Source organism: Vibrio sp. V33_P6A3T137 (assembly GCF_009904835.1).
Taxonomy (GTDB): Bacteria; Pseudomonadota; Gammaproteobacteria; order Enterobacterales; family Vibrionaceae; genus Vibrio; species Vibrio metschnikovii.
In genome coordinates, this window is record NZ_WXWK01000011.1 from 1 (window position 1) to 13,492 (window position 13,492).

General features: G+C 45.3%; 9 protein-coding genes. 3 read left to right on the forward strand and 6 right to left on the reverse strand.

What is annotated here, in order from left to right; genetic code table 11:
* The 4 genes from CAG60_RS00905 to cra all read right to left on the reverse strand — a co-directional run.
* The coding region (locus CAG60_RS00905) for a hybrid sensor histidine kinase/response regulator (protein ID WP_161438052.1) at positions 1 to 1,826 on the reverse strand (1,826 nt) is incomplete at its 3' end.
* A gap of 53 nt (positions 1,827 to 1,879) precedes the next feature.
* Positions 1,880 to 4,924, reverse strand: a complete 3,045-nt coding sequence (locus CAG60_RS00910) for an AAA family ATPase (protein ID WP_161438053.1) — start codon at positions 4,922 to 4,924, stop codon at positions 1,880 to 1,882.
* Positions 4,925 to 4,927: 3 nt separating this feature from the next.
* Entirely contained in the window at positions 4,928 to 6,070 is a 1,143-nt protein-coding gene (locus tag CAG60_RS00915) for an exonuclease SbcCD subunit D (protein WP_161438054.1), read from the reverse strand.
* A 74-nt stretch (positions 6,071 to 6,144) separates the two neighbouring features.
* On the reverse strand, positions 6,145 to 7,125 hold the full coding sequence (gene cra / locus CAG60_RS00920) for a catabolite repressor/activator (RefSeq protein ID WP_161438055.1): 981 nt from the start codon (positions 7,123 to 7,125) through the stop codon (positions 6,145 to 6,147).
* Positions 7,126 to 7,561: 436 nt separating this feature from the next.
* Here cra and fruB point away from each other — a divergent pair, with 436 nt between their 5' ends.
* The 3 genes from fruB (at position 7,562) to fruA (ending at position 11,539) form a co-directional block, all read left to right on the forward strand.
* Positions 7,562 to 8,710 (forward strand): fused PTS fructose transporter subunit IIA/HPr protein, encoded by a 1,149-nt coding sequence (gene fruB / locus CAG60_RS00925; RefSeq protein ID WP_161438056.1) that lies wholly within the window; start codon positions 7,562 to 7,564, stop codon positions 8,708 to 8,710.
* Positions 8,711 to 8,720: 10 nt separating this feature from the next.
* Entirely contained in the window at positions 8,721 to 9,647 is a 927-nt protein-coding gene (gene pfkB, locus CAG60_RS00930) for a 1-phosphofructokinase (RefSeq protein WP_161438081.1), read from the forward strand.
* Between the two features lie 152 nt (positions 9,648 to 9,799).
* Entirely contained in the window at positions 9,800 to 11,539 is a 1,740-nt protein-coding gene (gene fruA, locus CAG60_RS00935; RefSeq protein WP_161438057.1) for a PTS fructose transporter subunit IIBC, read from the forward strand.
* 109 nt (positions 11,540 to 11,648) lie between these two features.
* On the opposite strand, the gene CAG60_RS00940 is transcribed toward fruA, so the two are convergent.
* Complete coding sequence (locus CAG60_RS00940; protein WP_158145033.1) at positions 11,649 to 12,269, reverse strand: ATP-dependent zinc protease family protein; 621 nt, start codon at positions 12,267 to 12,269, stop codon at positions 11,649 to 11,651.
* Between the two features lie 23 nt (positions 12,270 to 12,292).
* Complete coding sequence (locus tag CAG60_RS00945; RefSeq protein WP_154171122.1) at positions 12,293 to 13,477, reverse strand: amino acid aminotransferase; 1,185 nt, start codon at positions 13,475 to 13,477, stop codon at positions 12,293 to 12,295.
* Between the last annotated feature and the right edge of the window lie 15 nt (positions 13,478 to 13,492).

Here is a 13,492-nt window from a genome sequence, read left to right on the forward strand (position 1 = left end):
TCCATAGTATGTTGTTTTAATATCTCTAAAGCTTGTTGACCATCATGAGCTTGATAAACATCATAACCCTGCTTTTCTAATAATATAGCAGAAAATGCTCGTAAAGAATCATTGTCATCGACTAATAAGATGCTTCTTTGATAATTGACTTCTCGTTGTGGGATATTTCCCCTTTCAACCTCAAGCTCATCAATCGAAAATAATAGCTTCTCGATAGTTCCAATACTGTCTTTTAACAAATGACGTATTTCAATTGGATAAATTGTTAAGTAACGAGAGATATTAATAGGATAACGCTTAGATTGGTCATAAATATAACTAATTCTGGCTTCAGTAAAATGTAATTGACCTTCCAGTAAGCTCAATTTATCCCACTGTGTTTCAAATGGAGCTAAATCAATAAAAATAAGATCAAATTCAAATTCATACGCTTCTTTTTGCATCGCTTGACTGAGAGTAAGCATATGCAAAGTAAACCCTAAATAAAAAGCTTGTTCATTCAGATGCCGACTTAATAAACTCGGTTCACCAATCAATAAAATCGATTTAGATTTTAGTAGATCGTGTTTTATCTGTTTGATACGTTCGGATTCAACATCTGGAAACTGAAGGGTAAATTGGGTCCATTCACCGAAGACGGAATGGCAAATAATTTCACCGCCAAATGAATGCATAACTTTTCGACAAAAAGGCAGCCCTAACCCATAACTATTATGTTTACCAAAGGTATAGAAGTCCTTAAAAATTTCTTCGAGCTGTTCTGCTTCAATACCAATCCCATTATCTTTGACAGTAATCACATTCTGCTCATCGACTCGATTCAATTCGATGTTAATCGTAAACACTTCACTACTTTGATAATAAAAAGCATTTTTCAATAAATTGTACAACGCAAACTTAAGTAAGGTATCGCTACCAAAAAAATCAAAATCTTGATTAACGGTTAATGAAACGGCTGCTCGATCAACGGCCCGTTTATAGGCAAAAGAATGAATAGCATTTTCAACCACCGTAGCAGCGGATAATTTTCGAAAGGTCGACGTTGAGACACGATGCTGATCAATTGACGTTAACAATAAATCTATGGTTTCATTACCAGAATGAATAACCTCATCCGCATCATTTAATATTTCATGCAATTGCTGTAAATCTTGTTGATTAATAATATGAGTTGCTTGGCCTGAATGAGGGGAAGGAACTAGAGTACGCACCACATCAAGAGAAGACTTAAGCGCACTGAGTGGATTACGCATTTCGTGTGCAATCCCTGCACCAAACGATTTTGCTAATGATGCTTTGCTCTCGTGTGATACCTGATTGCGAAAGTAGAACAGATTACCGAATACATAAGTAAAGATAAAAATAGGTACATAAGTCCAAGAAATCATCTGACTAGGGGCGGCATCAACGACAACATAAACCGAGAAGTAAGCGAGTAATACTGAAATAATCGCTTGTGGCAACATCACCTTAGTTTCATGAACTAGCAGAATATGCAAGAAAATCGATGCCATAAAAGACATCGCCCAGACTGTCGACCAATCGTTCATCAACATCATAAAAGAGAAGAAAAAAGGTAAACAAAAGCCTATTGAAAGCAGATAGTAATACGGTAAATAGCGCTGTAATGCTTTGGGAAATGAGTGGCGAAAAGCAATTCCGGCAAACAATAGCGAGCAAAATCCCCGTAGCCAAAACGATTCATAGCCTTGGGGAAACAGGTAAGTCCATACATAATAGTAAATCGGAAAACCGATGAAGCCCATCCATCCAACTAACGTTAAGTTTGGTTCTGCGTATTGGTATATTTTTTTTACCGCATCCATATGAGTTATCGCTGCCTATGATCCATTGATCAATCCTCTATCCTATCTTTGAACTATACAACAAGTTTAATGCTACTGCCGAGGGTTGAGGTCACGATATCTAACCGTAAAGCAATTTGCTCTTTAAGCTCAGCAACGTGAGAAATAATACCAATGCACCGCCCCCCTTGCTGCAAATCAACTAAGGTTTGGATTGCCAAATCTAACGATTCAGGATCTAAGCTACCAAATCCTTCATCAATAAACAGAGTATCGAGGCGAATCCCACCGCTGTAGGCTTGCACTACATCGGATAAACCTAATGCCAATGCTAACGCCGCCATAAAAGATTCTCCGCCCGATAATGTCGCCACATCGCGCCATTTTCCGGTATAGCCATCTTCGACCATTAAATCGAGCCCTGAACCCGCATTACCTTTAGCGCGATCTTCTTTACGTTTTAACCAATAGCGTCCTTTACTCATCCTTTGCAAACGTTGTGAAGCCTGAATTAAGACATCATCCAGCAGCACCCCTAACACAAAGCGGTGCAAACTGACTTTAGCGCCCGTGCGTCCATTGGCTATATCACTTAATGTGCCGTAAATTTGATATTCTTTTTCAAGTTGCACATTGTTCTGATAAAGCGTAACCAACTTGTCGCTCACTTGGCGTAAACTGTCGTAACGTGAACGAACTTCACTGAGCTGCTGCAAGCAAAGCGTAACATGGGCTTGTTGCTGTTCTACCGCGGCCTTGAGTTCGGTGAGATTCGGCGGCGTTTGGTTATGCAACTCCTTAGCCAACGCTTCCCACTGGCCTTGTAGCGTCGCAAGGCGCTGCTCAAACTGGCGAACTTTCTGCTCTATGGATAAGCGAGTCTCTTCTGCTAACTTGGCCTGCAGATAATCCTCTAGCGAGGAAAAAGCACTGTCGTTAAGCGCCGCTTGCCATTCCTGGGCTAAACGCTGCTCACTGTCCAACCAACGTTTCGCTTGCTGCTCGGCGCTGATTAAGCTTGCTTGAGCAGAAGATAAAGCCTGTTGAGCCGCAGCTAACTGGGTTCGAGCTTGTAATTCAGCTTGCTGCAACGCGGTGATCTGTTTTTTCACCCGTCCATAGGCTTCACGCACTTGATCGGCATCCGTAAACTCACTAGCCACTTCAGCTTGTAAACTGGTGACTTTGGTTTGTGCTTCAATCTCTGTTTTACTGGCTTGCTCGACTTTATGTTGCTGCTGCTCAAGTTGTAACTGAGCTTGCTGCAGTGCAGCGGTGATTTGGCTCAGTTGCTGCTCAAAGGTTTGCGGATTTAACAGCGTTAGACGCTCAATTTCAGCAGTTAATGCTTGATGTTGATGTTGCAATGCGGTTAATTCTGGCAATGCCTTGTGCTCAATTTGCTCCTCGAACTGCTTGAGCTGCTGCTGATAATGACTAAGATTGTTTTCAGCATTTTGGTATTGTTTCAGTTGTTCGGTTTCACTCGCTTGATGATGCTGCTGCGCCTGACGAGCTTGCTGAACCTGATCTTTACTCACCACTTGACCAGAAAATTTTGCGATATGAGGATGATGCTCACTACCACAGACTGGACATGGATTACCTGATGCGAGTTTCTGTGCCAATTCTGCGGCTTGATTACTGTGCCAATAAAATTCTAACTGATCGGCATGCTGGCTAGACTGCAACGTTTGCTGCTGCGCCTGCTGATAAGCTTGCCCAGCTTGTTGATACGCTTGCTGTAACTGGTTGATTTGTTGGGTTAAAGATTGCTGCTTGACACGTAGCTGAATATGCTCATTCAGTTGGCTACACTGTAGCTGTTTGGTTTCCAAACCGCTTCGTTGGCTAATCACCCGTTCTAATGCTTGCTGCTGCTCTTGGCGCTGCTGTTCTAAATCGGTAAGGTGCTTTTTCAACTGCTGATGCTGAGTCTGCGCCGCCTTCAACGCCGCTAACGCGTTAGTCTGCTGATGCCGTTGTTGCTCTAACTCAACCCATTTTTTACCCATACTTTCCAGTTGATACAACTGTTGGCTGAGCGTCTCAATTTGCTGTGCAGCTTGCTCTGCCTGCTGATAAGCTGCCGTTGCCACCGTCACTTGCTGCTGTGTTTGACTCACCGCTTGTTGATGCGTTTTTTGCGCTTGCTCAGCCAGCGTCAATTGCTGCCGTACATCAGATAATTGTTGATAAGGTAAGTCGAGCCGCGCCGCTTTTTGGTCTTGTTGCAATCTTACTTGCCACTCATCGATCTCAGCCTGTTGCGCGGTTAATTGTGCTTGCTCTAAAGCCAACTGCTCTTGCTGGCTAAATTTCGCTTGTAACTCTTGCCCCGCGTGCCATTGTTGCTTAAGAGCATCCAATTGCTGCTGCGCTTGTTGATGGCTTTGCTCGCTGTGTTTTAAGCTTGGCTCAACGCTGGTTAGTGCTTGCTGCAATTCCTCTTCACTGGCCATAGCAACAACATTCAACGCCCCTTTTATTTGCTGATCAAATTGCTCTTTTTGGCGACGAATCTCTGCCGCTCGCTCAAACAATTCCCGTTCAATTTGCGTATAGATATGGGTTTGAAATAGCTGACCAAAGATTTGTTCACGCTCTTTTGAGTTGGCGACTAACAATTCACGAAATTTACCTTGCGGAAGTACCATCACTTGACGAAATTGCTTTACATCTAAGCCAATTAATTCCACCACCGCAGAAGCAACACGCTTAGGGCTATGAGCCAGCAGCTTTTCTTCGTCATTAGCGAACCATTCGATTAAGCTCGCGGCATGAGATTTTTTAGTGGTGCCTTCACCGCGCTGTTTCGCCACCTGCTGATCTGGGCTGCGGATGATCTTAAACCGCCGATTATGCAGCTCAAAGACAAACTCTATTTCCGTCAGAACAGAATCAGGCGCATAATCACAGCGCATTTGATCGCCAGAACGCTCACTACCCGTAGTTTCGCCATACAAGGCATAGCACATGGCGTCGAGTAGCGAGCTTTTCCCTGCCCCTGTTGGACCATTGATTAAAAAAAGCGGCGCATGACCAAAAGCGCTGAAATCGACCACTTGCTGGCTCGCAAACGGGCCAAAAGCTTGCAGAGTCAAAGAAATTGGACGCATAACTTAATTTGACTCCTGATTTTTCAGTGACTGAATGACTTGGCTAATCGCCTGTGTTTGCAATTCCGTTAACGGCTCTTGCTTGGCTTCAAGAAAAAAATCTCGAAACATATCCAGCTCACCACGCGCCAAACGAGCTCGACCCATTGGCTGCTCACTATCCATTAACATACCCGGTTTCTCTAAATGCAACACATTTGGGTACACTTTGCGCAGCTTTTCCATCGGATCTAAAATGGCGTGCTTATCCATTAAACGTACCAGCAGATAATCATCCGCATGAGGGTCTTGCTGACCTTGAGCCAATAAGGTCTCTAATTCTCCCTCGATAATACGCATATCATGGGGCGCGGTGAGCGGGATCGGTTGTGCCGACACAAAACCCTCTTGATTCAATTCCACTAAAGTCATGCCTTTTTTATGATATTGCTCAGAGAAGCTGTATTTCATCAGCGAGCCACTGTAACGAATATAATCTTGACCTTTATATTGCGGCTGATGCAAATGCCCTAATGCAACATAATCAAAGGGTAAAAAGTGCTGGTGATTCACACAGTCAGCGCCGCCAATCGACAGCGGTCGCTCTGAATCTGAAGTACTTGCGCCATCGACAAAACAGTGACTAAGCAAGACATGACGCTGGGCAGGATTGAACGTATCAACGATCTGCTGACAAAGAAATTGATGCGCCTGATCATGAGTGCTGACCTTATTTTTAAACGCATCACGAACCTGCTCAGGATCGCTGTAAGGCATACCATAAAAAGCCACTTCCCCGGCTTGCTCTGAGCTAAGCACCACAGGCTGTAACATTTGCGTAAAGTCACTGATAATATGCAAGCCAGACGACTGCATATGTTTGGCGGCAAAACCTAAACGTTTCGCGCCATCATGATTGCCAGGAATAATGATCACTGGGGTCTGTAATTGCTGACAAATACGCGTTAATACTTCATCCAATAGCTCAATTGCGGCGGTTGGTGGTACTGAGCGGTCATAAATATCACCGGCGATCAACAACGCATCCACCGGATGAAGAGTGATATAATCGATAAGTTGGTTTAAGACCTGCCGTTGATCATCCAATAAAGAGACATTGTGAAAGTGGCGGCCTAAATGCCAATCGGAAGTGTGTAAAAACTTCATTGCCAGCCTATAAGCAAAGGTGATGTTAAGCCTATGATAACCTTAAGCCATGATAAGATCATTGCTTTCATCAATCAGCGGCGCACTTTCAACCGACGCGGGATCAGTTCAATACCATTAGAAAAACGTTTTGCCGACGCATTCAACGCTAATGCCATCGCACTATCGGCGATCAATTCAAACTGCTGGGGTAATGAATTAATTTTAATCGGTAAAAAGTCTAATAATCTATTATCACCAAAGGTCGCCAGCCTTAGTTTATCCATCAGTGACGGCTGCTCTAATAATACGTCTAATACCCCTTCTAATAAGGTATAAGACGTCACTACCACGGCATCGGGCATGTTATCTTGCTCATGCCACTGTGCGAACACTCGCCGCCCTTCCTCGCGATTAAAGTGCTCGCCATAAGCCAGCACCATTTGCTTATTCGCCTGCTTCAACGCCGATTCAAAACCCATTTGCCGCTCTTGAGAGATACTTAATTCAGGCAATGCGCCAATTAAACCAACGCACTTCACCTCATCGCTCAACACCGATTGGGTCAGTTCAAAGGCGGCACTGAAATCCTCACTGATCACGCAAGGAAAATGTTCATCATCCAAAGGTCGGTCAATGGCAATCACCGGCGTGCCCGCTTGCTGAACCTGCCAATAAAACTCGCTGGCATCCGCCAAGCTACTGGCCACAAATAAGGCATCAATCCGCCGAGAGACGAGAGCATGGGCAACATTTTTCTCAATTTCTGCATCATCATCAGAGCAACCAATTAATATTTGATAACCCGCTTGACGTGAATTGTGTTCAAGTAATTTGGCTAATTTGGCATAACTGGTGTTTTCTAAATCGGGAATAATCAAGCCAAACGAGCGACTATTGCCCGCTCTTAACGAAGATGCGGCTAAATCTGGGCGGTAATCGTACTGTTCAACAATCGCGATCACTTTTTGCTGAGTTTTTTGGCTAATGCGATATTTGGTCGCTTTGCCATTAATCACATAACTGGCGGTTGTTTTTGAGACGCCGGCCAATTTGGCTATTTCATCTAGTGTCATATCCACTACTCGGGTTCTGTGCGTGGGATCATAGAAACAATTTTTTGATCCTTAATTGAGTTGAATTATAAGCTGAATCGATTCAGTATCAAAGCTGAAAGGATTCAGCAAAAGTTTAAATTGGTAGCTAAGTCGAGTTTTTAGACTCAGCCTAATTAAAACGATGATTAATAGACCATAGCGTTTGCTAAATTTTTTTAAACTTAAAGCTGAAACGATTCAGCTTAATCATAAATCACGATAATGCGACTCTATACCCAAACAACTTGGCGTTGCAGGTAGGCGGCAAGTGAGTGAGTCCCCATGAGCATAGATAGACTCTATGATTGGGGTGAACGAACATAGCCAACACCCCTGCAGCTTCAAGTAGGAAGGGGATAGTCAGAAAAGCGACTCGCATTATCAACACAAGCCATTTCTGGCTAAGGGGCCAAACATGTTGCAACTCTCTACGCAAGATATTCGATTAGCGCAGACACCCTCGAACAAACAAGATGCCATTCGTGCTATCGCGGCAGACCTTACTGAAAAACAACTGGTCGAGTCAGGCTATGTTCAAGGTATGCTTAACCGCGAAGCGCAAAACTCTACCTTTTTAGGCAGCGGTATCGCCATTCCCCATGGCACGATTGAAACTCGCGAACTGGTTAAGCAGACTGGCGTCACCGTACATCATTTTGCCAACGGCGTTGATTGGGGTGAAGGTAATATCGTCTATGTCGCGATTGGTATTGCAGCCAAATCCGATGAACATTTAGGCATATTAAAGCAACTGACCAAGGTGCTCTCTGCCGATGGCGTTGAGAATCAGCTCAAACAAGTACAACAAGCGAGTGATTTAGTCGCACTACTCAATGGCGAAGTGCAATTTAGCGCTGATTTTGATCCTGCTTTGATTCAACTGCACTTTCCTGCCAGTGACATGCTGCAAATGACTGCGGTGGCGGGTGGTTTACTGAAAAATACTGGCTGTACTGATAGTGCTTTTGTCGCCGATCTGGTCACCAAGTCCCCTACCCATTTAGGCAAAGGGTTATGGTTAATCAGCAGTAACCAAAGTGTGACGCGCAGCGCGATGTCATTTGTTTCTACCGCTAATCATTGTGAGTACCAAGGCATTGCTGTCAAAGCTTTGATCGCGATTGCCGCTTGTAATGATGCCCATCGCTCGTTTCTTAAAATCATCACCCAGCTTGTCTTCAACCAGCAGCAAGAGCAATTATTACAAGCGGATGCCCATCAATTGGTCGCGTTATTTTCTCAAGACAACGCCCAAGCTGCTTCTAGTCATCCAGAAACCAACGCTAATGTTGAAACCGCGATCTTTAAAATTACCAATTCACATGGTTTGCATGCCCGCCCCGGCGCCATGCTCGTCGCAGAAGCGAAGAAATTTCAAGCCAACATCAAGGTGGTCAATTTAGATGGTGATGGTAAAGCGGCCAACGCGAAAAGCTTAATGAAAGTTATCGCCCTAGGAGTGAAACACGGCCACCAACTGCAATTTAGCGCTGAAGGGCCAGATGCCGCCCTTGCCCTTGAATCGATTGGCGCAGCGATTAAATCCGGTCTTGGTGAGCATTAAGGAGCCAATGATGAGTATGAAAGTCGTTACCATTACCTTGAATCCAGCACTTGATCTCACTGGCAGCATGGAAAAAATGTATGTTGGTTCCGTGAGCTTAGTTCAACAAGGTTCATTACATGCGGCGGGTAAAGGGGTCAATGTAGCCAAAGTGCTCAGCGATCTTGGTGCTCAAGTCACGGTGACAGGATTTCTGGGTCAAGACAACCAAGAAATGTTTTGCCAACTCTTTGCTGAAATAGGGGCAAACGATCAGTTTATTCGTCTACCCGGTGCAACGCGGATTAATGTCAAACTAGTCGAACAATCCGGACAAGTCAGCGACATCAATTTCCCTGGTATTCATGTTAATGAACAAGATATTCAACGATTCGAGCAGAGACTGTTCCAGCTCGCTGATGATCACGAGTACTTCATCATTGCAGGCAGTCTACCATCCGGCCTTTCACCACAACGCTGCGCAACATGGATTGAGCAACTGGGCTTACTGGGTAAAAAAGTGCTGTTTGATAGTAGCCGTGAGGCTCTAATCGCCGGAGTCGATGCAAAGCCATGGTTAATTAAACCCAATGAAGAAGAACTGGCTCAGTTTGTTGGCCACCCTCTGCATAGCCCTGAAGCGTGTCAAGCCGCCGCTCAACAACTCGCCGATAAAGGTATCGCTAATATTGTGGTATCCATGGGGGCACAAGGCACGATGTGGCTTAATCAAGGCCAATGGCTGCACGCCAAACCACCCAAAATGCCGGTCGTGAGCACGGTCGGTGCTGGCGATACCTTAGTAGCCGGTTTGTGTTGGGGGCATATGCAAAATATGGATAAATCGTCATTGATCACCTTTGCAACCGCGCTATCCGCTCTTGCGGTAACGCAGGTGGGCGTTGGCGTTCCTGACATCAATAAAGTCACAGCTCTACAAAACGATATCCAATTATAACCACACGACTTGACGAAAGCAGTCACCAACGACAGCGAGGTAACTGGGTAGAAACAATATACCAAGCTGTTAAAACCGCCATCGTCTTAAGTTACTAGGGTAAACCATTGATTAGTCTATGAACTAACCATTAACGACAAAAGGTCAACACTATGAATATTGCCATCATTACCGCATGCCCCAGCGGGGTTGCCAATAGCATTATCGCCGCCGGTTTATTAGAACAAGCAGCGAAATCACTGAACTGGAATACCACTGTCGAGTGTCACTCTTCGATACTCGACACGACAACCTTAACCGAGGCCGATATTGCTCAAGCTGAAGTGGTGATCATTGCTGCTAATACGCCGGTCGATACCTCGCGTTTTGTCGGTAAAAAAGTCTACCAAAGTGAGATTTCAGCCTGCACCAGCGATCCGACTGCATACTTAACCACAGCCGTTGAACAAGCTACCGAGCTTAACGCCTCAGCCGTTACCACCACGACGCCAAGTTCATCAACTACATCAGCGGTAAAAAAAATCGTCGCTATCACTGCGTGTCCAACCGGTGTTGCTCATACCTTTATGGCAGCGGAAGCGCTGGAAGAAGAAGCCAAACGCCGCGGCCACAAAATCAAAGTCGAAACTCGTGGCTCGGTCGGTGCCAAAAATCAACTCACTGAGCAAGATATTGCCGAGGCCGATTTAGTAATTATTGCCGCTGATATCGAAGTGCCCCTTGAGCGCTTTAATGGTAAAACACTGTATCGCACTAAAACTGGCCCCGCTCTTAAGAAAACCGCTGAAGAGATGGATAAAGCCTTGGTTCAAGCGACCACTTACCAACACTCAGGTGGAATAAGTTCATCGTCCAACGACGAGAAAAAAGGCGTTTATAAACACCTCATGACTGGGGTTTCACATATGCTCCCGGTGGTCGTTGCTGGTGGCTTATTGATCGCCCTCTCTTTCGTGTTTGGTATTGAAGCTTTTAAAGAAGAAGGCACCCTTGCCGCCGCTTTGATGACCATTGGTGGTGGATCCGCCTTTGCATTGATGATCCCCGTACTGGCTGGTTATATTGCTTTTTCGATTGCCGACCGTCCTGGTCTGGCACCTGGTCTGATTGGTGGCATGCTCGCTAGCTCAACGGGCGCTGGCTTTTTAGGCGGTATCGCGGCCGGTTTCATCGCTGGTTATAGCGCAAAATGGATTGCTGATAATGTCTCCTTGCCTCAGTCAATGGAAGCGCTTAAGCCGATTTTAATCATTCCGTTTATCGCCAGCTTAGTCACCGGTTTAGTGATGATTTATATCGTCGGCGGGCCAGTTTCAGGCATCATGTCGGCGCTGACTGAGTTTTTAAATAGCATGGGTTCCACCAATGCCGTGTTATTAGGCATTATTCTTGGTGCGATGATGTGCTTTGACTTAGGTGGCCCAGTCAACAAAGCGGCGTATACTTTTGGTGTTGGTCTATTAGCGTCAAACACCTATGCGCCCATGGCTGCGATCATGGCGGCAGGGATGGTACCTGCATTAGGGATGGGCCTTGCCACGTTCTTAGCCAAAAATAAATTTGCCGCAAGTGAACGTGAAGCAGGCAAAGCCTCATTTGTACTGGGCTTGTGTTTTATCTCTGAAGGGGCAATTCCTTTTGCAGCCAAAGACCCCATGCGAGTTATCCCGGCATGTATGGTGGGCGGTGCATTAACCGGAGCACTATCCATGCTGTTTGGTGCACAACTCATGGCACCGCATGGTGGACTATTTGTCTTGTTGATCCCCAATGCCATCACGCCAGTATTGATGTATTTGGTCGCGATCGCTGCTGGTACTATCGTGACCGGTGTAGGCTATGCGTTTTTAAAATCACGCGCAGCGGCAAGTACACAAGCCGTTCAAGCTTAAACCTCTCAGCCATGGTGCAAGCCATCAGGCTCTGCGCTCCTTGTTCAAAAAAGCAAAAAGTCAGCGATACGCTGACTTTTTTGTTTCATAACTTCTACCACTGTAGATGTTATTGATGCTTACCTTGGACATATTCACGACTTACATCAACCACCGCCACATCCCTAAAAAAGCTCCGCCCTAACAATATAGGAAAGGTGAGATGGGTTCGATTGGCTAAAGTGAATTGAGTATGATCTTTCATCTCTCCAAGTTGTACCCACATCATCACCACCGGACGACGCTGATAACTGTTATCGGACGATTGACGAATGCGTACCCAACGTTCAACAGGTAAATTGATCTCACCACTTTTTATTCCATCATGTTCAATACGAAACTTGACCCAATCTTCTCCATCCCGTTCAAAAGCTTCAACATCGACTGCACTAATCGAAGATGTGGTTGCTCCGGTATCGATGCGAGCCCGAAAGCTCTCTTCTATTGCCGGTACATAAACCCACTCTTTTTCACCAAAAATCAGTTTACCATCGGATGTTTTGGTCGCCGCAGGCACCTCGGGCTCAACAATCTCTGGTGGTTCTACTTCCGGTTTTGCAGATTCCGTTTCTGGTTCGGGTTGCTCAATTTGGGATGAGGTTTCAGTTTGCTCAGAAGAAGGAACCATCGCACAAGCAACTAACCCCCCACTAAGCAGCAACGTTAGAAGGATTTTCCATGGTTGTTTCATTCATTTACCTCATTCAACTACTGTTATGACACGCTAACGATCGCCTCTGCTACATAAGGGATGTCTTTCTCCGTTAGACCGGCGATATTAATTCGACCATCAGCCACCGCATAAATCGCGAACTGATCGCGTAAACGACCCATCTGTTCCGGACTAAAACCGAGCATAGTAAACATCCCTTTGTGGCTTTGGATAAAGTCGAATTGTGACGTATTGTGTTGATTTCTCAACTCATTACACAAGGTTTGACGAAGGCTTAACAATCGTTGCTGCATTTCTGTCAATTCTTGCAGCCAAAGGTTGGTTAACTTTTCATCTTGTAATACGGTTTTCACCAAAGCCGCACCGTGATCAGGTGGCATAGTGTAAGTGGCTCGTGCTAGGGTCAACATTTTGCCTCGCGCATTGGCGACCTGCTGAGCGTTTTTACCTAATACGATTGCCGCTCCAGTCCGTTCACGATACAAACCAAAGTTTTTCGAGCACGAAGTAGTAATCAGCATCTCTTCTACCCGCTGCGCCATATAACGCACACCTTGAGCATCACCTTCAAGTGACTCACCAAAGCCTTGGTAAGCGATATCCACAAATGGAGTAAAACCTTGTTTAAGTGATAATTCCGTTATCGCCTGCCAGACGGAAAAATCAATATCCGCTCCTGTCGGGTTATGGCAACAGCCATGCAGTAACACCACATCTTTCGGTCCCGCTTGAGCCAGATCGCTCATCATTGCCTCAAGATCAACCATTTTGGTCTCCGGACTAAAATAAGCATAGTATTTTACTTTTAATCCTGCCGCTTCCATGACTGGTTTATGATTAATATAGCTTGGATTGGTTAACCACACCGTCGTATCGGGCTGAGCAACACGCATCAAATCCCCCAACATGCGCAATGCGCCACTGGCTCCGGGAGTCTGAATGGTGGTTAAACGGTCAGATAATGAGTGTTCATGACCCAAGACCAATTGCGTGATACTGTGGTTAAACTCTTCACAACCGGCAAGCCCAACGTAGGATTTAGTGGTTTGAGTCTGGATCACCTTTTGCTGAGCCAGTTGCACCGCCTGCATGATCGGTGTTTGGCCTTGACTATTTTTATAAACGCCAATCCCCAAATCGACCTTTTCAGGACGGGGATCTTGACGAAAAGCGACGGAGAGAGAAAGAATAGGATCTAATACTGGTTCAGATAAATGGTCTAGCATGAAAGTCACAACCCT